We start from the raw sequence: 22,491 nt of genomic DNA on the forward strand, positions 1-22,491 counted from the left end.
CGTTAATTTTCACCTGATTGATGTTTCTTTTGCAGCATCATGAAATATGATTGAGTATTGGTGTATGTACAACCTTAGCCATAACAGCCCTGTGTACAAAGCCCCTCAAAACCTCAATAACTTCTAGACTCAGCAGCAACATAGGCGCTGCGTTTAGCAGACACATTTTGACATATTTCTAGGCGTCTTCTTGCCACACAGTCCGACAAAAGGCTATTTGTTTTTTTCAAAATTCGGCTATTATCTCGCCACACTAGGAATTATGCAGATTACTCTTATTTTAAACTCGCCCACATTTTAATAACTAAATCCGTTTGTGGTGCTGTCTTGCGTAAGTCCTTTTACTAGCCCCTTTGGCTAACCGCTCAATAAGGACAATATGATGGAACAATTCTTAGAGCTCAAACGTAAACTCACTCTCACGTTAAGCATTGCTATTGGTTTATCTTTTTTAATTGCATTACTGATTAGCTATAGTGTGGCTAAAGTATCCATTCATAACGCACTGGTCAAAAAAGAATTACCGTTGATTGCAACAACGGTTGCTTCTGACTTGCAAGACGACAGTTTAGGCATTTTATTAAATGCTAATCCAACCGCTTATCAGCGCAAATACTTAAATGCGGTGGATTATGGTTTAGACCGCGAGAAGCTCAACTCTATCTTAAACTTGTACAAAAAAGCGTATAACCATAATATTTATTTTGTTGATTTAGAAGGTCATGTCATTGCTTCAACACGCGATGATGGTATTCGTAAATCTGCGGATATTTACCAATTAGAAGGCTTGCGCCAAATTGCGGGTCAAATTACGTCTAGCCAACGTGGCTCTTATGAATACGATTATCAGGGTGAACGTTATCTGTTAACAGTTCGTCACCTGCCTAATCTAAATTGGTTATTATTTGTTGACACCAGCGAAGATGAAGCCTTAGCCAATGTACGTAATGCTTTTTATTTGAATTTGTTTATTTGTTTATTTGTCACACTGGCTATCGTGGGGCTCACACACATTGCCATTAACCGTTATCAATGGCAACTCAAGCAAAAACTGGCCTCCATGGCGATATCCGACACCTTAACAGGCCTCGCTAATCGTTATAGCTTTGACATTATCATCAATCATATTTTGGCCAACGCGCAACGCAATCAAATTCCTGTCTCTTTAATTTTTATTGATATTGATTTATTTAGAACCATCAGTCATCAGTATGGCCATGAACTAGGTGAACGCATTATCAAACAAATGGGGAGTTTGATTAAAAACTCCATTCGTGCCTCTGATGTGGGTTGCCGTTGGAGTGATGACAAATTCTTAATCACCCTCAATAAATGTCATGGCGAAAAAGCACAAATCATTGCTGAAGCCTTACGTATGAATATTGAAAACTCTATCTTGAGCCAAGAGTTAAAAGGCGTCAAAACCACTTTAAGTATTGGCATCACTCAATATAATCCGAATGATAATGTTGTCAGCCTACTAGAGCGTGTAGAACGTGCCTTGATACAAGCACAGGCCGAAGGTGGTAATAAAGCGGTTTATCTCAAACCTCCCCATTACACACCGAATACCATGGGTGTTAAACGTCTAGCACTGAACTCGGCGCAAATGCAGGCCTAACCAACGATAAAATTTGTTGTGCCATGCCCTCAGCATGAACCTCTAGGTTCATGCTTTTGCCTGTAAGCATATGCGCTAAATTACCCTCTAACCATAATGTAGAAAAGCCATGCACAATACTCCATGCAAGCGTCGTGTAGAGTAGGACTTCTTCTTTATTGGCGGTAGGAATAAGTGACTGAATCACATCCACTAATAATTGAAAACAGGCATCCCCCGCTTCTTTCATTTCTGGGCAATTTTGCGCAAGTGCCTCACAACGAAAAACCAAACGAAAAGCACCAGGCCGCTCTAATGCAAAACGAATATATGCCAAGCCCACTGCTTTAAGTTGTGCATGGCCATCATCACCCGCTAAAGCGATTTGCTCTTGCATGCTGACCGTCATATCGCGAAAAATACTCGCGGCATAAGCCGATAATAAACCTGCTCTATCTTTGAAATGGTGTGCAGGTGCCGCATGGGAAACCCCCGCCTTACGCGCACACGACCGTAAGGTAAAGGCCTCTAAGCCTTCTTCTTCTATAATAGCATCTGCTGCTTTTAATAAGGCACGCGCCAAATCACCATGATGATAGGGTGGACGGGGCTGATGGCTCAATGAATTCTTAACAGACATGTTCATACCGTAAAAGCATAATCAGACAATGACTTGACAGTGTAAAGTTTAGTTTAGCTCATCTTGTGTTGGACTGCACCCACACTTCTTTACGCATTTTGTTACTGTTATCACACCCGTATGATATTTGTTATACCCTCCTGCAATCCGCTTGTTATATAGCTGTTAACTATTCAGTTTTCATGTACAATGTGCTAGTCGCTAGCATATTTTTATGATAGCGAATGTAAACGGAATCACACTGTATCTATTTTTACAGTGTTTACGGTCAGGCTTAGGTGGTGCGCGCGTGTGCATACACAATACGAGTGAGCCGTACTAGCTCAAACGCATTAAGCCGTACTACATAAGTTTGCACAGGAACAAACATGACGTTTGCTTAATCATCGTGAGGGTGGAATCAATACGATGTAGCCAAGAATGGCACGGCATTCTAGCAAGGAAGGTTTGGCAAAGTACGCATGAGTTAACGTGCTCGGCAACATCCAGCATTTACCTCATGATTCGCTTCGCTTAAACCAGATACTGTTTAGAAATCGTTCTTGTTATAAGGGCCGCTGCTATTTAAGATAAATTTATCACCATGTAACCATGTTATTTGGGTGAATGTGGGTAAATCTATCTTGTTGTCATGGGTAAATGATTCGGTAGGTTTAGTTGCCACTTTTGGCTGCTTTATCATGCTAGATATCGTCACACACATGTATAACAACACCACCATGGTGAGCAGTTGCCCCATATGTTTGATGAGCAATAGTTATGGGTATCTGTCGTATAGATCAACCATCTAAAAGCAATTACGGCTACTACGTCCGTATTAGATGGCGCGGTGTCATTTATGCCAAGTTTTTTTCTGATAAAAAACATGGTGGTGCAGACAAAGCATGGGAAGCCGCAGAAGCGTATTTTCATGAGTTAGATGCCAAAATGCCTCCTGATAGTAAAGTAGGTAAATTAACCACTCGTAATACTAGCGGTGTTGTTGGCGTCAGCCGAGCCGAAGGTATTAAACGCGGTGCACCCTATGCCCATTGGCAGGCTTGGTGGACAGCAGGTGGTAAAACAAAAACAGCGTGTTATTCGATTCGTAAATACGGGGAAGAAGAAGCGAAACAAAAGGCGATTGCCGCACGCAAAAAATGGGAGGAAGATTACTTTAAAGAAAATCCCCCGCTTGCTTGATGAAGACTTGCAAGTGTATTTGAGTGGGTTTGTTGGGTGTGTGCTTTACGCACCCCAACCCCTTCGACGGACAATAAACTGCCTCAATATTGTGCACACCGTGACTACTCTCCTCGCCTCCTCTAGCCAATGCCCTTAATCTTCTGTTTTCTTTTTGCAAAAAAGTAAAATAAATTGCCTATAAATCATTGTTTTACCTAAAAAACAACATATCAAACTTTGTCTTGGCATAGTTCATGCTCTATTTGTCTTATCGAGAGCGCTTTAGGCGCTTTTCAGAGATGATTGCTAGGGTTCCGATGATTCAACTCATGACTGGTCCGAGAGCAATCGGCTACACTTGGAGAAATAAGTGTTAGCTCCACGGCGGGATAAAAGCCCGGGAGAAATCTGTCGCGCTCGGCGCGCTCTCCCTTACTTTTGCCGTTAGGAGTTTGCTTATGTCTCGTCTCACGACTGCTCTCACCCACATTACCCGTGTTATTGCTATCGCTGCTGGTTTAGGGGCGGGAATTACGCTAACGGCGGGTATTACCAGTACGATTGCCCATGCCGAAGTCAAAGTTGGCGTCAGTGATTGGCCAGGCTGGGTTGCTTGGTATATTGCCGAACAACAAGGTTATTTCAAAAAATACGGTGCCGATGTCAAATTAGTTTGGTTCCCTAACTACACTGACTCTATTGCTGCACTTTCTTCAGGCCAATTAGATGCTAACTCACAAACATGGTCTGACACGCTTGGCCCCCTCGCCAAAGGTGTGCCTATTAAAGCAGTATTGGTTAATGACAATTCTGCGGGTAATGATGCCTTAATGGTGGGTGCCAATATTAAAAGTTTTGCTGACTTAAAAGGTAAAAAAATCGCCCTTGAGCAATTTAGTATCTCTCATTTTGTGCTGGTGACGGCACTCAGCAAACACAATCTCAAAATGACGGATGTCAAAATCGTCAACTTGGCGGCTGCGGATGCAGCGGCGGCATTTATGGCAGGTCGTGTTGACGCAGCAGTGGTTTGGAACCCTTGGGTCTCTCAAATCGAAAAATCTAAAAAAGGTCGCGCCTTATTTACGTCCAAAGACATGCCCGGTTTAGTGCCTGATTTATTGGTCGCTCAAGATAAAGCCATTAAAAATAAACGTAAAGACTTAGTAGGTATGGCCAAAGCATGGTTTGATACGGTTGCGTTTATTCAGCAAAAGCCCGATGAAGCCGCCAAAATCATGGCTAAAGTTGTCGGCTTACCCCCCGAGCAATACAAAGTCTTTTTGCCAGGCACTCGTTTTTTTGACGCGACTGCCAATCAAGCAGCGTTTGCTGCAGCCAGTAACCCACAATCTTTACTCGCAGTTTCACCGACCATTAGCCAATTCCTCGTCAATAACAAACTGATTGACAAAGCACCCACCTTTGCCAATGGCTTAGATGGTTCTATTGTCGCCGATGCCTTAAAAAAATAAGCTCTTGATACAGCGAGTCGCCCGATGAAATTGATTTCTGCGTCTTCTCCACTCTGGACCATTCGTGGCCACTTAAGCCGCCGTCATTATTGGCTACTCGCAAGTATCGGCTTACTGTTGCCGTTCTGTGTTTGGTGGTTTTTTACTCTCAATAGCAGCGATGAATTATTTTTACCCAAGCCGTGGAGTGTTATTACCCGACTCATCACATGGTGGCAAGAAGATGGTTTATGGACAGATATTACTATCAGCGTTTATCGGGTGATGGCTGGTTTTATGTTATCCGCCGCCATTGCTGTGCCCTTGGGCTTATTGATTGGCAGTTATAAATCGGTGCAGGCATTTTTAGAGCCTCTCACCGACTTTATTCGCTATATGCCTGCGGTGGCATTTATTCCCTTAGTGATGTTGTGGATAGGTATTGATGAGTCCTCCAAAATCGCCATCATTTTTATTGGGACATTTTTTCAAATGGTACTCATGGTGGCTGAAGATGTGCGTCGTGTTCCGATGGCACAAATTGAAGCCGCACAAACGATGGGTGCAAACCGCGAAGAAATGATTCGCTTGGTGATTTTTCCCTCCGCCAAACCTGCTCTGATGGACACTTTACGGGTGACCATGGGCTGGGCATGGACTTATTTAGTCGTTGCTGAATTGGTTGCTGCCAACTCAGGACTAGGTTATGCCATTTTGAAGGCACAACGCTTTTTACAAACCGATAAGATTTTTGCCAGTATGTTGTTGATTGGCTTGATTGGTTTATTGACCGACCAACTTTTTAGAGCGCTACATCGCAAAGCCTTTCCGTGGCTTTATTTACGAGGCTAACCATGACTCAGCCCAAAATAGTGATTCGTGATTTGCAAAAATTTTTTGGTGAAGGCAAACAACAAACGCAAGCACTCAAAGATATCGAACTGGCTATTCAAGCCAATGAATTTATTACCTTTGTTGGTGCGTCTGGCTGCGGAAAATCGACATTGCTCCGCATTATTGGCGGTTTAGAACAACATAATGCAGGAGATGTTTTAGTCAATGGCCAAGCCATTCAAGGTGCAGGCATTGATAGAGCGATGGTGTTTCAGCACTACAGTCTATACCCCTGGTTAGGCGTACGCGATAACATTCGTTTTTGCCGTCGCTTACAAGCGCATACAGACGATTGTAGCCAAGCCGATGTCGAAGCCGCTTCTGGCCGTACCGATGCCTTGATTCGACTGATGGGACTTTCTGCTGTCGAGCATGCCTATCCTAATCAGCTCTCTGGCGGTATGCAGCAACGTGTTGCGATTGCTAGAGCGTTGATGGCTAAACCTGATATTTTACTGATGGATGAGCCGTTTGGTGCTTTAGATGCACAAACTCGTGAGGTCATGCACGATTTAATTCGGCATGTATTTAAGCTCGAAAAAACGACCATAATTTTTGTCACGCACGATGTCGAAGAAGGGATTTATTTAGGTAATCGGGTGGTATTAATGGCGCCACGACCAGGTCGTATCGACAGCATTTATGAGGTGCCTCTACCCGCCGAACGACACCAAGACATGAAGCATAGCCCTGAGTTTTTACAACTCAAACGGCAAATTTTAGACCGTATCCGTGAAACATCAGGCATGAAAACCGATTTCGACTTATTGCAGCAACTCACCAACACCTCGGTACCGATGTAGGAGCTTTTTATGACAACATCCGCCATTTTATGGCAAGAATTAATTCCTGCTGGCCATCATTGGTCTGGCCTTATTAGACGTGGCGTCGTACTCAAGCTCACCGATGTTGAAGGCGGCGCGAATGTGGCCACCCTGTTTTATAACCCTGAAGATAAACTTGAACGCTATAATATGGCCGATACCCTCAAAGCGCAACACACTGCATTTTTGAGTAAAGGCCATGTCTGTTATTCGGATATGGGACGCATTTTTTGTTCGATTATTGACGATAGTGTGGGTTGGCATGACACCTTTTGTGGTTTATCGACCGCCAGCCAAATAACAGCGCGTTATGGCGATATGCGTTTTGGACAGGCTCGTAATGACATGTATCAAAACGGCCAAGATAGTTTACTGATAGAATTAGCCAAATATGGCTTAGGTTTACGCGACCTCGTACCTAATATTAATTTTTTTAGTAAGGTTAGCCCCGATACGACGGGCAAATTGCATTATCATGCCCAACACAGTGTCGCAGGTAGCTCTGTCGCTTTGCGCTTTGAAATGAATACCTTAGTGGCACTCTCAACAGCACCACATCCTTTATCAGACCAAGCATACTACGCCCCCAAACCTATATTACTCACGGCTTATGTAGCCGACCCTGTTGCGGCGGATGACCTCTGCCGTCAACACTGCTCTCAAAATACTCGCGGTTTTGTGCTCACTGAGCGTTATTATGCAGGAGCGAAATAAATGCGTTATTTACCCGAAGATGCAGTACTCATAGAAACTTGCCCCGCAGGTGAACCTTGGATGGGCAAGGTGAAACGGGGGCAACGCTTTAGAATTTTAGATTTAGAAGGCAATCAAGCTGTCGACACCTTGTTTTACAATGCCCATGATAGCAGTGAACGCTACAGTGCCAGCGACACCATTAGCCGTCAACAACAACTCTATTTAAGTACAGGCTCTAAACTCTATAGTAATCAAGGCAATGTCATGCTGCATATTGTCGAAGATAATTGTGGTCGTCATGATACCTTGGGTGGCGCATGTGCCGCTGAGAGTAATTGTGTACGTTATAGTATTGATAAACGACACATGCACAGTTGTCGTGACAACTTTATGTATGCCCTCACCCATCACCCCTACAGTATAGCGCTTGGCCTGAGCAAACGTGACATCAGCAGTAACATCAACTTTTTTATGAATGTGCCTGTCAGTACAGACGGCCACTTACAGTTTGCGGACGGCATTTCGGCCGCAGGCAAATATGTAGATTTAGTGGCTGAGATGGATGTCGTGGTTTTAATTTCAAATTGTCCACAGCTCAATAATCCATGTAATGCTTATAACCCTACCCCTATCCAATTATTGATTTGGGATTAACACACTTCACGTCCCCCTTTGGACGACCTTTGGGGGTTATCGCTTGTGCATCATCGCCAACGATTATCAGTGGGACGACCCACGGAAGCAGACTATGTTGACTAAAGTATTGATTGCCAATCGCGGTGCGATTGCTTGTCGGATTATTCGTACCTTAAAACAACTACAGATTGCCTCTGTGGCGGTCTATTCTGAGGCCGATGCCCACTCTTTACATGTACGTATGGCCGATGAAGCCATTGCCCTTGGAGGCACTGCTGCCAGCGATAGTTATTTATGTATTGATAAAATATTAGCTGCCGCTCAACAAACGGGTGCGCAAGCGATTCATGCAGGATACGGTTTTCTCTCTGAAAATGCAGACTTTGCTGACGCCTGCGCGCAAGCCAATCTGATATTTATTGGGCCTACACCTGCACAAATGCGCGCATTTGGCCTCAAGCATACCGCACGCGCCTTAGCCAAAGCACACGACGTACCTCTACTGGCAGGCACAGGCTTATTAGCAAATGTCGATGAGGCCTTAGATGCAGCGCAGGCCATTGGCTACCCTGTGATGCTCAAAAGCACCGCAGGGGGGGGTGGAATTGGTATGCGTTTAGTGTGGCAAACCGAAGAACTCATCGAGGCTTATGCCTCTGTCACTCGTCTTGCCAGTGCCAACTTCAAAGAGGCAGGCATTTATCTAGAAAAGTACGTTGCGGATGCCCGTCATATTGAAGTACAAATTTTTGGCGATGGACAAGGACAAGTGATTGCTTTAGGTGAGCGTGATTGCTCAGTTCAGCGTCGTAACCAAAAAGTGATTGAAGAAACCCCTGCCCCTCACTTAGATGAAACAACACGCCAAGCCTTATTGGCAACGGCTGTTCGTTTAGCAAAAGCGGTCAATTATCAATCGGCGGGGACGGTCGAGTTTGTTTATGACTGCCGTGATAATCAATTTTACTTTTTGGAAATGAATACCCGTTTACAAGTCGAACACGGGATTACCGAAGAAGTCTGTCAAATTGACCTAGTCGCTTGGATGATTTTACTGGCCGCAGGTCAATTACCACCGCTAGAGAGTCTGCGTGTACAAGCACAGGGTACATCTATTCAAGTCCGCGTTTATGCCGAAGACCCCAACCAAAACTTTCAACCCTCCGCAGGTTTATTAAGCCATGTGGCTTGGCCAACGAATTGCCGCGTCGAAACATGGTTAGAAAGCGGCAGTGAAGTTCCGCCGTTTTATGACCCCATGCTGGCTAAAATTATTGTGCATGCGCCTACACGCAGCGAAGCCTTGCAGCAATTACAGGACGCACTCCAGCACACGCGACTGGCAGGCATCGAAACTAATTTAGCCTATCTCAAACAAATTCTTGCCGATAACACCTTTATTGCAGGACAACAAACCACCCGCTATTTGACACAGTTTACTTATCAACCACGCACCCTAGACGTGCTAGAAGCAGGGCTACAAACCACTGTCCAAGATTACCCTGCACGTTTAGGTTATTGGTCGGTAGGTGTACCCCCATCAGGACCGATGGATGATTTAAGTTTTCGTATCGCCAATGAACTTGTGGGGAACTTAGCGTGTGCGGCTGGTCTTGAATGTACTATCACCGCACCAACACTCCGTTTTAATTGTGATAGCGTATTTGCCGTGACTGGCGCACCCACCACCGTTTGGGTCGATGAGCAAGCCGTGCCCATGTGGCAAGCGCTCACTATTCGTGCAGGGAGTGTACTTAAAATCGGTGCAGCACAAGACACAGGCTCGCGTATTTATCTTGCTATACAAGGTGGCATTGACGTTCCTCGTTATTTAGGGAGTCGGTCAACCTTTACCTTAGGACAATTTGGTGGCCATGCAGGACGTTGTTTGGCATTAGGCGATGTATTGACGATTGGCCATGACCATAGCTCATCCGATAACAAGAGTGCATTAGCGCATGCAGATATCCCTCAATTTGGCCATCATTGGCAGATTGGGGTGTTATACGGCCCACACGGTGCACCTGACTTTTTTACGACTGAAGATATAACCCAGTTTTTTAATACCGATTGGCAAGTGCATTATAATTCGAGTCGTACAGGCGTGAGGCTGATAGGCCCTAAACCCCAATGGGCACGACGTGATGGCGGTGAAGCGGGTCTACATCCCTCCAATATTCATGATAATGCCTATGCTATTGGGGCGATTGATTTTACAGGCGATATGCCCGTCATTTTAGGGCCTGATGGCCCGAGTTTAGGCGGTTTTGTTTGCCCAGCAGTTGTGGTCTCTGCTGAATTATGGAAATTAGGTCAACTACGGGCAGGCGATACCATTCGTTTTATCCCCATTGATTATGCACAGGCAGAGACCTTAAAACAGCAACAAATTGCAGCATTGACAGACATCTATACAGCCTATCATTCCTCACTCCACGCCTGTGCCTTGGCGTCCCCTATTTTGTTTGAATTAGCGGCTGAAGTGGATAAGGTCAAGGTTGTTTATCGACAAGCGGGCGACGAGTATCTCTTAATTGAATACGGTGATTTAGTACTGGATATTGCCTTAAGACTACGGGTACACGCCTTAGTCAGTTGGATTGAAGCACAGGCATGGACGGGTATTATTGACCTAACCCCAGGTATTCGTTCTCTACAAATTCATTTTGATAGCCAACAACTTTCGCGCGCGACCCTGTTAGCACACCTCAAACAGGCTGAAGCCGAATTAGATGACAGCTCAGATATCGCAGTCCCGTCACGGATTATTCATTTACCTTTATCGTGGGATGATAGTTCGACTCAATTAGCCATCGAAAAATATATGCAATCGGTGCGAAAAGATGCACCTTGGTGTCCAAGTAATATTGAGTTTATACGCCGTATCAATGGCTTAGACCATATAGAGCAGGTAAAAGATATCGTTTTTTCCGCCCATTATTTAGTGATGGGCTTAGGCGACGTGTATTTAGGCGCGCCTGTTGCTACCCCAATTGACCCACGCCACCGTTTAGTCACCACTAAATATAACCCTGCACGCACATGGACACCCGAAAATGCGGTTGGTATCGGCGGTGCTTATTTATGTGTGTACGGCATGGAAGGGCCTGGCGGTTATCAATTTGTTGGCCGAACCTTACAAATGTGGAATCGTTATCGCCAAACCGACTTATTTAGCGCAGATAAGCCGTGGTTATTACGCTTTTTTGACCAAATTCGTTTTTACCCTGTCAGTCATGACCAGCTTCAGGATATTCGTCGTGACTTTCCACTCGGTAATTATCCGCTTAAAATTGAACATACCGTATTCAAACTCAGCGACTATCAACAATTTCTAAAAACGAATGCTGAAAGCATTCAACAACATAAGCAACAACAACAAAGCGCGTTTGATGCGGAATATGAACGCTGGTTAGCAACAGGACAAGCCCATTACGAGGAGCAAGCGCAAACACAACTCAGCTCACACAACGCACAAGAGCGCCCTGCTGATGCGATCAGTGTTTATAACAAAGTCGCGGGTAATGTCTGGCAGGTTTTAGTTAATACGGGGGATAAGGTTAACAAAGGCGATGCCTTGGTCATTATTGAATCCATGAAAATGGAGTTTACAGTCTATGCACCTTGTGATGCTAAGGTCTTTGCTATTCATTGTCAGACTGGCCATACCGTGATGGTCGGTTATGAACTAGTTACCCTCGTGGAGGACTCCGTGCTTTAAGGCATGTGCGATGATAATTTGAGCCAGAAATAAACCTAAACCCCCATATAGTTGCGGCTGACTGGCCGCAACGTCCCTTAATTTTTGCCTAACACTATAAATTCTGTCTAAAATACGTGGGATTGATTCGATTATTTACCTATTTTTATCTATGTGTCACCGTTCTGACATAGGCTATATCGATAAGCCTGAGCTATCAAGACCATCGCTTTTTTGTTACTTTATCATCAATTTTTCTATCATCAACCTTTAAGGACGCAATATGTCTCCCTTTTTAAGAATTTCACTACTCAGCACATTCATGGGTTTACTTGTAGGCTGCGGAGGAGACAGTGATAACAGTCAAGTGACTAGCGCCTCTTTTACTCTCTATCAAGATATTGGTTACTCATTAGAGGTCAATCCCAGTCGTGCTGAGACGGCCAGCGAGACACGCTTTAGCTATCAAACATCCATGGATACGATAACTACGAAAAGTGGCATTATTAGCACGACACCTGTTACGCTAGTTGGCACAACGACCGCCGCTGTACAAAGCTATACCTTAACTAGCACTAAACTATTGATAACACCTGCCGCTGCAACTGCGACAGCCACGTATCCATCACACTTTCTGACAAATATCAATGCGAATAATTTTAGTGTCACGCCTTTTAACACCGATAATGTGACGAATAAAGCTATCTTGACCCTGCGCTATCAAACAGTCAAATTCGACAACCAATTAATTGCTGATGTGATTGCAGACGATTATTTTGACGATGACCCGAATTTAGCAAAACTCAAAGCCAGTGGCTTAAAAATGCCGACTGGCTCTTTGGGTGTGTATTTGACAGGTTATACCACACAAGAAGCCACCATAGAGTTTGATGAAAGTAGTAGCCGTTACAGCTCGATTGCCAGTTGGAAGTTGATGCACGCAGGCCAAAGTTTTGATGATTTTGTTTGGGGAGGATATGGCGTGTCTTGTCTGAGCGCAAGTCAACAATGTGTCGTCAGTTATAACGGTCAAGTCTACGCTGCCGACTACTTACCCGCCGAAACAGTCAATTTTACCGAAGCTCCAAGCTACTATTATCAGTACAACAAAACTGCCGCTGACGCGATTAGCGCGGCTATTAAAACTTATTTCACTAGCCCAACGATTATCAAAAAATAGACATCTCGTTGGTCGAGAGTATACGAATAGGCAAATACTCTCGACCTCCCCCACTCAGACAAACCAGTACCAACTAGCCAAATTTACCTACGAAGGGATTGGATTGCTTTTCGCGTCCAATCGTCGACATCGCACCATGACCTGCAATAAATTGATAGTCGTCAGGCAAACTAAACAATTGTTGCTGAATGGAATGGATAAGCGTTTGATAATCCCCACGTGGAAAGTCGGTACGACCAATACCATCCTTAAATAAGACATCCCCCACAATGGCTAATTTACTGTCATGATGAATAAAGACGACATGACCAGGTGTATGACCAGGACAAAAACGAACCTCTAAACTCAAATTGCCTACTTGCACTGTATCATTCTGAGTCAGCCAACGTTGTGGTAAAAACGGTTGGGCAGGTGGAAATTGAAACATCATGGCTTGTTGCGGCAACATATCTAACCAAAATTTTTCTTCTTGGTGTGGGCCTTCAATATCGACGGCAAAGTGCTGTGCTAATTTTGTTGCAGCACCGACATGGTCTAAATGACCGTGTGTCAGCAGTAACTTCACAATCTTCACCCCTGCTTGCTCAACGGCAGTGATGAGTTTATTCATGTCTCCCCCTGCATCAACCAACGTGCCTTGCATCGTTTCATCACACCACAAGAGCGTACAGTTTTGTACAAAGGGAGTGACAGGAATAATTTGATATTTTAACGCCATACAGACCTCTAGTCGTTTGCCAATAAAAGGCATGATGATGGACACCTTAGCGCTAAAAAATTCAGCATCGCTAGGGTGACGGGCAAAAAAGTGCTACTATTCTGCCATTTTTAGCATGAGGTGGACTATGCCTTCTTTTGATGTTGTTTCTGAGCTCGAAATGTATGAAGTAAATCATGCGGTTGCCAACACCAACAAAGAAATTCAAACCCGTTTTGATTTTCGTGGTGCCAATGTCAAAGTTGAACTCAATGAAAAAAACAAAGAAATCAAAATCATTGCCGAATCTGACTTTCAGGTCGAACAAGTATATGCCATGTTGGAGCTACATTGCTTAAAACGCAAAATTGATGCGCAATGTTTAGATGCCCAAAAAATGACGGCTTCAGGCAAAGAAATGCATCAAACAGTGAAACTCAAAGATGGTTTAGACAGTGATACCGCCAAAAAAATGGTTAAGATTATTAAAGAATCTGGTATAAAAGCCCAAGCAAGCATTCAAGGCGAAAAAGTGCGCGTCACAGACAAGAAAAAAGATACCTTGCAAGCCGTGATGAATTTATTACGCGAGCAAAAGCTCGGTCTTCCGCTACAGTTCAACAACTTCAAGGATTAAACATGTCTAATCAACTGAAACGTATTGTAGACTCTTCGCAATGGTTGCCTGCCAATATTCGCGCTACTGTCCTGTCTAAGATTCTTGGCAAAGTTGTGCCCTATGTCGGGACGTCAGGCTTACTCTATGAAGAAATTTCTTCTCAACGGGTGATTGTCAGTATTCGCAATCAAAAGAAAGTTCAAAATCACATCAACGGCGTACATGCCGCTGCCATGGCGTTATTAGCCGAAACTGCCACAGGTTTTGTCGTTGGAATCAACTTACCTGACGATAAACTACCGCTTATCAAAAGCCTCAAAGTCGATTATCACAGACGTACCAAAGGCGATATGCGTGCCGTAGCCACCTTAGATGCAGCCGATATTGCGCGTATTCACCAAGAAGCCAAAGGCGAAATTTTAGTCCCCGTCACAGTAACCGACGAAAGTGGCAATGAACCCATTCAGTGCGAAATGGTCTGGGCATGGGTGCCTAAAAATAAGTAAGCCATGACTAGATAGAAGGACTTAGCGTTTTATCCACCCAACACACTTTATCATGATGTTGAGTCAATAGTGACCTTAAACGCCTAAGTCCTCACTCACAGAAATAACAGGATAAATTCATATCAAGTTACCTTCAGTGTGTGACACATCAAAAATTCCCATTTCTATAGTCGGCAAACGCCTGCATGATTTCAGCTTGCGTATTCATCACAAACGGGCCATAACGTGCAACTGGCTCACGAATCGCTTGCCCTGCAATCAGCAATAAACGTGCATCTGTCTGCGCGTCTATGCGTATCTGTTCGCCTTCAGACAATAAGGCTAATTGTCCACGCTCTACCTGTCGCCCCTCTACGCTGACACTGCCTTGATAAACATAAATAAAGGCTTGGTGCGTTGAGGGTAAAGGCGCATTAAACGAGCCAGTCGCCAAATGAATATCCCAATAAATCGCATGGATTGCTTCGGCTTGTACAGGCCCTATGGCCCCTGCTAATTGTCCTGCAATCACACGCACGTGATGTCCTTGATACGGTATTTCAGGAATCGCTTGCGGTGGAATATCCTGATAACGAGGAGCGGTCATTTTGTCTTTAGCGGGTAAATTTACCCATAACTGAAAGCCCCACATTAAACCATTTTCTTGCTCTGGCATTTCTGAATGAACAATGCCACGTCCCGCAGTCATCCATTGCACACTGCCTGCTTCTAATAAGCCAACATTGCCCTGATTATCTTGATGACGCATTTTACCTGCTAACATATAGGTCACGGTTTCAAAGCCGCGATGAGGATGTTCAGGAAAACCCGCAATATAATCATTTGCATCGTCAGAACGGAATTCATCTAACATCAAAAAAGGGTCGATTTGTGGTAACTGTTGTGTACCAATGACGCGGGTTAATTTTACCCCTGCGCCATCGCTAGTGGCTTGGCCACGCACAAGATGTCGAATTTGGCGAACACTGGTCATGATATAACTCCCGCAAAACCGTCTCTTAACACATCAACAGGCTAGAGACACTGTGGTGATGACGTGATGTTAATACAGCGTTTAAGTTGCCAGTAGCTCATCATTACTACAATGATTGTTTCTTAAAAAAGAACAATCTAACGCAGCTCAAAAATAGCGAGTTTTTGTTTTTGTTCATCTAATAAGTAGAGATGCTGTTGCTCGATTTGCCAAAAACGGGTGTCATTGAGCGCTTGAATAAATATGGCTTCTTGGACAATACCGCCACTAGGACAAAACTTTTTAGTACTGGCAATTTCTAACATACGCAGTTGTTGTTGATGTCGCTCATACGTCCCCATTAAACGATTACAGCCTGTACTGCCTTTTAATTGCTGATTAGCCGACTGAAAACTTAAAAAAGCACCGTCTTGAATGTGATTGGCATTGACACTTTTAGTGAGCGCGACTAACTGCCAGATTCTATCTTCTAAGGCGATGAGTGCTTGCGGTTCAACGGGCTGCTGAGTGACAGGCTCAACCAGTATCGGTAGTGGCGGCGTTTTTTGAAAGCGAGGGTCTGGCTGTTGACTGGTACAGGCACTTAGCCACAGCACCAACGTGCACATTAAAAGACCTTGTTTAAACACAATTTTATTCCTTCATCATTAAGGGCTGTTCTGCGGCAAACTCAACAGCGACCCAATAGCCAATCACTGCCGCCAGTTGTTGGTTAATATATAATAATAGCAATCTATCGCGCTGCCACGGTGGAATGGCACTGGCTTGTAGTAGTTTTTTTAAGTCATGATGACAATGTCGACCCACTGGCTGTATTTTTTCGCCCCCCTGCCGATAACGCACACAAAGCGCTCCTGTTTGCCATAACTCTGGTCTAATCCCCTGTTGCGCGAGTTGGGGACTGAGTGTCTGACCACAAGCCAACATTAAGGGTTGATTTTTATCCAACCACGGGTATTCCTGACGACGATTAAAGGGCTTTAACGGCGACATCGCAAAGAGATGTTGCCGATAACGACGTATCTCCACACCCGCCCATGCCAATAATGGCTGTGCATCTGCTTTGGCTAAACATACCTCTGTCCATATACGTTCAATGTCTGCGTAATCAGGGATGTTTAGGGCTAATTGTTTTAGCCAATATCGGAATAACTGATGCCGACGAGCACGACTCATGGGCTGTAGACGTTCTATGACTAAGGCTTGTTGTGTGTCATCTAGGGCGTGCTGATAATCTGCGGCAGCCATTTCGTTTAATAAGGCATCAGCTTCTGCCATTAAACGACTGGTTTGTGTCAAACGTGCATCAATATGAGGCCAACGTGCACGGAGTATAGGAAATACTTGTTGGCGTAAAAAGTTACGGTCAAAGCGAAGATGACCGTTTGACTCGTCCTCAATCCAAGACAGTTGTTGCGCCTGTGCATAGGCAAGGATGTCGCCCTTAGTCAGCGTTAACAAGGGTCGCCATGCCTTCATCAGCGCAGACTGATAAGGTACAGGGCTGACAGCCGACATGGCTTTTAAGCCTGTTACTCCCGTACCACGGCATAAGCGCAATAACAGGGTTTCGGCTTGGTCTTGTTGATGATGGGCGAGTAACAAAACGTCGCCTGTTTGTAGCTCTTGATTGATGGCATGATAACGCGCCTCACGCGCGCAGGCCTCAAGGCTGGCATGTGAGTTGACGGTGATGTATTTTATACAGCATGGCACGCCATAAGCCGCCGCCGTTGTTTGCACGTGCGCTGCCCAATTATCGGCATATTGACTCAAACCATGATGAACGTGTACGGCTAGCAAAGAACGTTGATGTATAGACTGTAATTGCACTAAGGCGTCTAACAACACATGCGAGTCCACTCCGCCACTATACGCAACGACTAAACGTTGATGCGCAGCCGTTAAATGCGTCAATAAAAATTGACTCAGTACCGACAATAACACGGCAACACACACCTCACAGGGGATACTTGGCGCATAAACTCAGAAGGGGTCTATAACACCCCATAACTCATGATACGCTGTAAACGCCGTTCACATAATACTTGGCTGTCTAAACTTCGTAAGCGTTTAAGTTGCTTGGCTAAAGACTTTCGCAAGGTTTCGGCCATCAAAATGGTGTCGCGGTGTGCACCGCCTAAAGGTTCTGGAATTAACTCATCAACAAACCCTAACTCATTCAGCCGTTGTGCGGTTAAACCCATCGCTTCTGCGGCAGCACCTGCTTTTTCAGGTGTTTTCCATAAAATGGCCGCACAACCTTCGGGTGAAATGACCGAATAGATGCTGTACTGCAACATAATTAAGGCATCACCCACACCAATCGCTAACGCACCACCCGACCCACCTTCGCCAATGACAGTACAAATGATGGGGACTTTTAAGCGCGACATCACGGCTAAATTACGGGCAATGGCTTCACTTTGACCACGTTCTTCGGCTTCAATACCCGGATAGGCACCTGGCGTATCAATAAAGCTAAAAATGGGTAACTTAAAACGCTCGGCCATTTCCATTAAGCGCAAGGCTTTACGATAACCTTCAGGGTTGGGCATCCCAAAATTACGACGTGCGCGTTCACGTACATCACGACCTTTTTGATGGCCAATGACCATGACAGGCTCGCCTTGAAAACGGGCTAAACCACCGACAATAGAGGGGTCATCTCTAAAGCTACGGTCGCCATGTAACTCATCAAAATCCGTAAAAATATGGGAAATATAATCTAAGGTATAAGGACGCTTAGGATGACGGGCTAATTGCGTGACCTGTGCGGCATTTAAGTTGGCAAAAATTTCCTCTGTCAACGACAAACTTTTTTGTTCTAAACGTCGAATTTCATCGCCCAACTGTAATGTGCTATTACTATTCGCTAAAACTTGTAAACCTTGAATTTGGCCTTCTAATTCGGCGATGGGTTGTTCAAAATCCAAATAGTTTGGGTTCATGTTCGTCTTCCAATTAATATCTAAAATCCTTGCTCACGTATTGTCTCACATAGTAGACAAGGACTCTCTAAGCATCACCCTGCTAATACACTAAACGCACTGCCTGTGTACCATATACTTGCTTTAGTCGTTTGATTAAATCATCGTGCGGATAAACTCGCCAATTTTCGCCACACTGTAACACGGCTGTCGCACTTGGATGTTGACAGCGCAACGCTATATTGATGCTTTTTTGCTCATTTGTTGGTAAAAAGCGGGCAAAAAGCTGTTTAAGCTCAGGAATTGCCTGACCTGCTAAGGTTGCTACGTCTACATTTAACTCTAAGGCACGAATCGAATTGATACGCGCTTCGGTGAGGGAATAGGCTTTTTTGCCTGTGACTCGTAACCCCCCTTTAAATTCATCAGGGCTCACTTCGGCCTCTAAAATAATGACATTATCAACGACTAACAACTGTTTAACTTGTTCGTATAATTCACCAAAGACACTGGCTTCCACCCGACCACTACGGTCATCTAATAATAAAATGGCGCGTGTACCACGCGGCCCTTTAAAGATGCGTACATCCATAATCAAGCCTGTGATGGTGATACTTTGACCACGACGAGTTGGCTGCAAATCACACAATTTACAGGCAACATGACGTTTTAACTCATCATAATATTGGTCGATGGGATGACCTGTTAAATATAAGCCAAGGGTGTCTTTTTCACCTTGTAAACGTTCGTCATCTGTCCACACTAACGCCGAGAGATATTGATTATTGGGAGTTGCTTCAACCACTTCACCAAACAAGTCCATCATCCCTGCATTTTGATTACGATTTTGCTGTTCCGCCGCTTTAACTGCTTCGCTCAAGGTGGCCATAATTGAGGCACGATGGACACCACTCATGTTGTCCATTGCCCCTGCTTTAATCAACGCTTCAAGGGTTCGCTTATTGGCTTTACGCAAATCAATACGCCGACAAAAATCAAATAAATCCTTAAAGTCACCCTCTTTACGAGCGGCAATAATCGACTCAATTGGCCCTTCACCCACACCTTTAATTGCGCCTAAACCATACACAATGGTTTCGTTAAGTGGCACAAATTTATAATTAGAATGATTGACATCGGGTGAGACAATCGGCAGCCCCATGGTGCGACATTCTTCAATAAACACCACCACATTGTCGGTGTTGTGCATCTCGGCAGAAAGTACCGCTGCCATAAATTCGGCAGGATAATGTTGTTTTAGCCATGCGGTTTGATAAGACACTAAAGCATAAGCTGCCGAGTGCGATTTGTTAAAACCATAACCGGCAAATTTTTCCATCAAATCAAAGATATGACCCGCAAGGTCGGCATCAATGCCTTTGCCTGTTGCCCCTGCCATAAATTTAACGCGCTCTTTGGCCATTTCTTCAGGTTTCTTTTTACCCATCGCTCGACGCAACATATCCGCGCCACCGAGCGAGTATCCTGCCATTTCCTGAGCAATTTGCATGACCTGTTCTTGATAAACAATAACGCCATAGGTCGGTTTTAAGATAGGCTCTAAACAATCATGTTGATACGTTTCGTCAGGATACGCTACCTTCGCGCGACCATGTTTACGGTTACAGAAGTCATCAACCATGCCCGATTCCAAGGGACCAGGTCGATACAAAGCCACCAAGGCGATAATATCTTCAAAACAAGAGGGTTTAAGCTTTTTTAACAGCTCTTTCATGCCGCGCGATTCCAACTGAAACACAGCGGTAGTACGCCCCTCTTGTAATAATTGATAGGTTTTATAGTCATCTAAGGGAATATTATTAATATCCAATGGCTCTTGGCCAAGGGCTTGGCGTTTCGCATTAATATGCACCAACGCCCAATCAATAATCGTTAAAGTACGCAAACCCAAAAAGTCGAACTTGACTAAGCCAACCTGTTCAACGTCATCTTTATCAAACTGACTAACCCACTTTCCTTCTTCATCACAATACACAGCGGTAAAATTGGTCAACTTACCAGGTGCAATCAATACACCACCCGCGTGTTTACCCACACCTCGGGTAATGCCTTCGAGTTTGAGTGCCATTTCCCAAATTTCGTTGGCATCCTCATAATCACGCTCGGTAGGATTACTTAACAAATCATTGAGCAAGGCCTCTTCTTTACGCGCTTCTTCGAGTGAAATCCCCGGTGTTTTAGGAATTAATTTAGAAATTCTATCGGCCAAACCATACGATTTACTTTGCACTCTCGCAACATCTCGCACCACCGCTTTGGCAGCCATCGTACCAAAAGTAATAATTTGCGAAACCGCCTCGCGACCATAGTGATTGGCCACATAATCAATCACGCGGTCTCGACCATCCATACAAAAGTCGATATCAAAGTCAGGCATCGACACCCGTTCTGGATTCAAAAAACGCTCAAAGAGCAAATCATATTTTAACGGGTCTAAGTCGGTAATTTTTAACGAATAGGCCACCAAAGAACCTGCGCCCGAACCACGACCCGGCCCAACAGGCACACCGTTATTTTTTGCCCATGCAATAAAGTCCATCACAATCAAAAAGTAACCAGGGAAACCCATTTGATTGATAATTTTTAACTCAAAGTCTAAGCGGTCATGATAAATTTTGTATTGTTTATCGTAGTCTGGCTGATTTTTATCTAATAGACTAAGTAAACGCTCCTCTAAACCTTCGCGCGAAATTTGGATGAAAAATTCATCCATGGTCATGCCTTCGGGAATGGGATAATTAGGCAAAAAGCTTTTACCTAAACGTAAACCCACCGAACAACGTTTGGCAATTTCTAGCGTATTTTCAATGGCTTCTGGAATATCACTAAACAAGTCCATCATTTGTTCAGAGGTTTTTAGATACTGCTCGGCACTGTAATCGCGTGGACGTTTAGGGTCACCCAAGACATACCCTTGAGCAATACATACCCGTACTTCATGCGCCTCAAAGTCATCGGGCGTTAAAAAGCGTACATCATTAGTCGCTACCACAGGGCAATCGGTTTTTGTTGCCAAATCAACTGCGGCATGAACAAAGGCTTCGTCACCTGTACGACCTGTGCGTTGTAATTCTAAATACAGTCTATCTTGAAAAATGCTTTGCCACTGCTGCAACACAGGAATAGCCGAACTGGCATCTGCGCCTAATAATAACGAACCGATATAACTTTGTTTACCTAATAAAACGATTAAGCCTGCGTGGTTTTGCTCCAACCATTGCCGTTGCACAATGGCTTTACCTAATTGCTGTCCCTGAATAAAACTTTGGGAAATCACCTCAATTAAATTAAAATAGCCTTTTTCATTCATTGCCAAAACAGTGACGAGATAATGATTGCCATTGTCTTCGGCCACCCATAAATCTGCACCAAAAATCGGCTTGACACCCTTAGCTTGTGCAGCCTTATAAAACTTTACCAAGCCATAAAAATTACTTAAATCCGTCAACGCCAAAGCAGGCATATGGGCTTTTTGACACGCTTTGACGGCATCACCAATGCGTACGATAGAATCTACCAAGGAAAATTCACTGTGTAAGCGCAAATGGACAAAGCTCATGGGAGAATCTCAGACTATTTTTAGCGATAGATAATAACACTTTTGCCTAGTCACCGTGACTATGATTCCTGCTATTAATATACTTGTGTAGGGGCTATTGATGTTTTGATGGTGGTTGCGAAAGAAGTTTTTTAGAGGATATACGGCGTGAATCGCGTGATTGGGTGATTCCAACTAAGCGATGAACAACAACGTAGCGTCAAAAAATCGTTCTTTCCCTTTGGGTTACGTTAAAAATTACCTCATACGGTGTGACAAAACTGGCCAATAGACTCACTATTCGCTGCGTTTTGTGCCTTGTCTGAGGCAATTTTTATCAGCAACGCGCCTCACACGCCAAGCGTCAACCGACACTAGGTTTTTAAGCCTAAAACATTTGCTATCATTTGTACTGTAAA

At 44.3% G+C, this 22,491-nt stretch carries 19 protein-coding genes and 1 riboswitch; of the genes, 11 read left to right on the forward strand and 8 right to left on the reverse strand.

From position 1 onward, the window contains the following. Positions 1-379: 379 nt before the first annotated feature. The gene (locus C8N29_RS02725; protein WP_107864502.1) at positions 380-1,621 is read left to right on the forward strand and encodes a sensor domain-containing diguanylate cyclase; all 1,242 of its coding nucleotides are present in this window, start codon (positions 380-382) and stop codon (positions 1,619-1,621) included. Here C8N29_RS02725 and C8N29_RS02730 read toward each other — a convergent pair. Next, positions 1,581-2,240 carry a TetR/AcrR family transcriptional regulator gene (locus C8N29_RS02730; RefSeq protein WP_170106860.1) on the reverse strand — a complete coding sequence of 220 codons (660 nt, stop codon included), beginning with the start codon at positions 2,238-2,240 and terminating at the stop codon, positions 1,581-1,583. The two genes, C8N29_RS02725 and C8N29_RS02730, sit on opposite strands and share 41 nt — an antisense overlap. A gap of 529 nt (positions 2,241-2,769) precedes the next feature. Beyond that, complete coding sequence (locus C8N29_RS16715) at positions 2,770-2,922, reverse strand: hypothetical protein (RefSeq protein ID WP_170106861.1); 153 nt, start codon at positions 2,920-2,922, stop codon at positions 2,770-2,772. 77 nt (positions 2,923-2,999) lie between these two features. Here C8N29_RS16715 and C8N29_RS02735 point away from each other — a divergent pair, with 77 nt between their 5' ends. The 8 genes from C8N29_RS02735 (at position 3,000) to C8N29_RS02770 (ending at position 12,788) form a co-directional block, all read left to right on the forward strand. Further along, complete coding sequence (locus tag C8N29_RS02735; protein ID WP_107864504.1) at positions 3,000-3,422, forward strand: AP2/ERF family transcription factor; 423 nt, start codon at positions 3,000-3,002, stop codon at positions 3,420-3,422. A gap of 277 nt (positions 3,423-3,699) precedes the next feature. Beyond that, a riboswitch (guanidine-I (ykkC/yxkD leader) is annotated at positions 3,700-3,810 on the forward strand. A gap of 52 nt (positions 3,811-3,862) precedes the next feature. Then, positions 3,863-4,879 (forward strand): ABC transporter substrate-binding protein, encoded by a 1,017-nt coding sequence (locus C8N29_RS02740; protein WP_107864505.1) that lies wholly within the window; start codon positions 3,863-3,865, stop codon positions 4,877-4,879. A 24-nt stretch (positions 4,880-4,903) separates the two neighbouring features. Further along, the gene (locus C8N29_RS02745) at positions 4,904-5,710 is read left to right on the forward strand and encodes an ABC transporter permease (protein ID WP_107864506.1); all 807 of its coding nucleotides are present in this window, start codon (positions 4,904-4,906) and stop codon (positions 5,708-5,710) included. A 2-nt stretch (positions 5,711-5,712) separates the two neighbouring features. Further along, entirely contained in the window at positions 5,713-6,555 is an 843-nt protein-coding gene (locus C8N29_RS02750) for an ABC transporter ATP-binding protein (RefSeq protein WP_107864507.1), read from the forward strand. A 9-nt stretch (positions 6,556-6,564) separates the two neighbouring features. Continuing rightward, positions 6,565-7,290, forward strand: a complete 726-nt coding sequence (locus C8N29_RS02755) for an urea amidolyase associated protein UAAP1 (protein ID WP_107864508.1) — start codon at positions 6,565-6,567, stop codon at positions 7,288-7,290. After that, on the forward strand, positions 7,291-7,926 hold the full coding sequence (locus C8N29_RS02760; protein ID WP_107864509.1) for an urea amidolyase associated protein UAAP2: 636 nt from the start codon (positions 7,291-7,293) through the stop codon (positions 7,924-7,926). Between the two features lie 94 nt (positions 7,927-8,020). Next, positions 8,021-11,629 carry an urea carboxylase gene (uca, locus tag C8N29_RS02765; RefSeq protein ID WP_107864510.1) on the forward strand — a complete coding sequence of 1,203 codons (3,609 nt, stop codon included), beginning with the start codon at positions 8,021-8,023 and terminating at the stop codon, positions 11,627-11,629. 262 nt (positions 11,630-11,891) lie between these two features. Beyond that, positions 11,892-12,788 (forward strand): hypothetical protein, encoded by an 897-nt coding sequence (locus C8N29_RS02770; protein ID WP_146164411.1) that lies wholly within the window; start codon positions 11,892-11,894, stop codon positions 12,786-12,788. 73 nt (positions 12,789-12,861) lie between these two features. Here C8N29_RS02770 and C8N29_RS02775 read toward each other — a convergent pair whose 3' ends face one another. Further along, positions 12,862-13,506 carry an MBL fold metallo-hydrolase gene (locus C8N29_RS02775; protein WP_107864512.1) on the reverse strand — a complete coding sequence of 215 codons (645 nt, stop codon included), beginning with the start codon at positions 13,504-13,506 and terminating at the stop codon, positions 12,862-12,864. Between the two features lie 127 nt (positions 13,507-13,633). Here C8N29_RS02775 and C8N29_RS02780 point away from each other — a divergent pair, with 127 nt between their 5' ends. Together C8N29_RS02780 and C8N29_RS02785 are read left to right on the forward strand one after the other, a co-directional pair. Next, the gene (locus C8N29_RS02780; RefSeq protein ID WP_107864513.1) at positions 13,634-14,122 is read left to right on the forward strand and encodes a YajQ family cyclic di-GMP-binding protein; all 489 of its coding nucleotides are present in this window, start codon (positions 13,634-13,636) and stop codon (positions 14,120-14,122) included. A 2-nt stretch (positions 14,123-14,124) separates the two neighbouring features. Then, on the forward strand, positions 14,125-14,610 hold the full coding sequence (locus tag C8N29_RS02785; RefSeq protein WP_107864514.1) for a DUF4442 domain-containing protein: 486 nt from the start codon (positions 14,125-14,127) through the stop codon (positions 14,608-14,610). A gap of 148 nt (positions 14,611-14,758) precedes the next feature. On the opposite strand, the gene C8N29_RS02790 is transcribed toward C8N29_RS02785, so the two are convergent. The 5 genes from C8N29_RS02790 to dnaE form a co-directional block, all read right to left on the reverse strand. Then, positions 14,759-15,583 (reverse strand): pirin family protein, encoded by an 825-nt coding sequence (locus C8N29_RS02790; RefSeq protein ID WP_107864515.1) that lies wholly within the window; start codon positions 15,581-15,583, stop codon positions 14,759-14,761. Positions 15,584-15,720: 137 nt separating this feature from the next. Next, a complete protein-coding gene (locus C8N29_RS02795; RefSeq protein ID WP_107864516.1) occupies positions 15,721-16,212 on the reverse strand; it encodes an META domain-containing protein in 492 nt (163 codons plus the stop codon). A gap of 4 nt (positions 16,213-16,216) precedes the next feature. Then, positions 16,217-17,530, reverse strand: a complete 1,314-nt coding sequence (gene tilS, locus C8N29_RS02800; RefSeq protein WP_146164412.1) for a tRNA lysidine(34) synthetase TilS — start codon at positions 17,528-17,530, stop codon at positions 16,217-16,219. Between the two features lie 50 nt (positions 17,531-17,580). After that, entirely contained in the window at positions 17,581-18,534 is a 954-nt protein-coding gene (locus C8N29_RS02805; RefSeq protein ID WP_107864518.1) for an acetyl-CoA carboxylase carboxyltransferase subunit alpha, read from the reverse strand. Between the two features lie 82 nt (positions 18,535-18,616). Further along, positions 18,617-22,093: a DNA polymerase III subunit alpha gene (gene dnaE / locus C8N29_RS02810; protein ID WP_107864519.1), complete on the reverse strand. Its 3,477-nt coding sequence runs from the start codon at positions 22,091-22,093 to the stop codon at positions 18,617-18,619. Between the last annotated feature and the right edge of the window lie 398 nt (positions 22,094-22,491).

This window comes from Agitococcus lubricus, from assembly GCF_003051055.1.
Taxonomy (GTDB): Bacteria; Pseudomonadota; Gammaproteobacteria; order Pseudomonadales; family Moraxellaceae; genus Agitococcus; species Agitococcus lubricus.

Bases quoted from the DNA above. Each gene is read 5' to 3' on its own strand.
- C8N29_RS02725 (WP_107864502.1), top strand. From the start codon at position 380: ATGATGGAACAATTCTTAGAGCTCAAACGTAAACTCACTCTCACGTTA.
- C8N29_RS02730 (WP_170106860.1), bottom strand. From the start codon at position 2,240: ATGTCTGTTAAGAATTCATTGAGCCATCAGCCCCGTCCACCCTATCAT.
- C8N29_RS16715 (WP_170106861.1), bottom strand. From the start codon at position 2,922: ATGATAAAGCAGCCAAAAGTGGCAACTAAACCTACCGAATCATTTACC.
- C8N29_RS02735 (WP_107864504.1), top strand. From the start codon at position 3,000: ATGGGTATCTGTCGTATAGATCAACCATCTAAAAGCAATTACGGCTAC.
- C8N29_RS02740 (WP_107864505.1), top strand. From the start codon at position 3,863: ATGTCTCGTCTCACGACTGCTCTCACCCACATTACCCGTGTTATTGCT.
- C8N29_RS02745 (WP_107864506.1), top strand. From the start codon at position 4,904: ATGAAATTGATTTCTGCGTCTTCTCCACTCTGGACCATTCGTGGCCAC.
- C8N29_RS02750 (WP_107864507.1), top strand. From the start codon at position 5,713: ATGACTCAGCCCAAAATAGTGATTCGTGATTTGCAAAAATTTTTTGGT.
- C8N29_RS02755 (WP_107864508.1), top strand. From the start codon at position 6,565: ATGACAACATCCGCCATTTTATGGCAAGAATTAATTCCTGCTGGCCAT.
- C8N29_RS02760 (WP_107864509.1), top strand. From the start codon at position 7,291: ATGCGTTATTTACCCGAAGATGCAGTACTCATAGAAACTTGCCCCGCA.
- uca (WP_107864510.1), top strand. From the start codon at position 8,021: ATGTTGACTAAAGTATTGATTGCCAATCGCGGTGCGATTGCTTGTCGG.
- C8N29_RS02770 (WP_146164411.1), top strand. From the start codon at position 11,892: ATGTCTCCCTTTTTAAGAATTTCACTACTCAGCACATTCATGGGTTTA.
- C8N29_RS02775 (WP_107864512.1), bottom strand. From the start codon at position 13,506: ATGGCGTTAAAATATCAAATTATTCCTGTCACTCCCTTTGTACAAAAC.
- C8N29_RS02780 (WP_107864513.1), top strand. From the start codon at position 13,634: ATGCCTTCTTTTGATGTTGTTTCTGAGCTCGAAATGTATGAAGTAAAT.
- C8N29_RS02785 (WP_107864514.1), top strand. From the start codon at position 14,125: ATGTCTAATCAACTGAAACGTATTGTAGACTCTTCGCAATGGTTGCCT.
- C8N29_RS02790 (WP_107864515.1), bottom strand. From the start codon at position 15,583: ATGACCAGTGTTCGCCAAATTCGACATCTTGTGCGTGGCCAAGCCACT.
- C8N29_RS02805 (WP_107864518.1), bottom strand. From the start codon at position 18,534: ATGAACCCAAACTATTTGGATTTTGAACAACCCATCGCCGAATTAGAA.
- dnaE (WP_107864519.1), bottom strand. From the start codon at position 22,093: ATGAGCTTTGTCCATTTGCGCTTACACAGTGAATTTTCCTTGGTAGAT.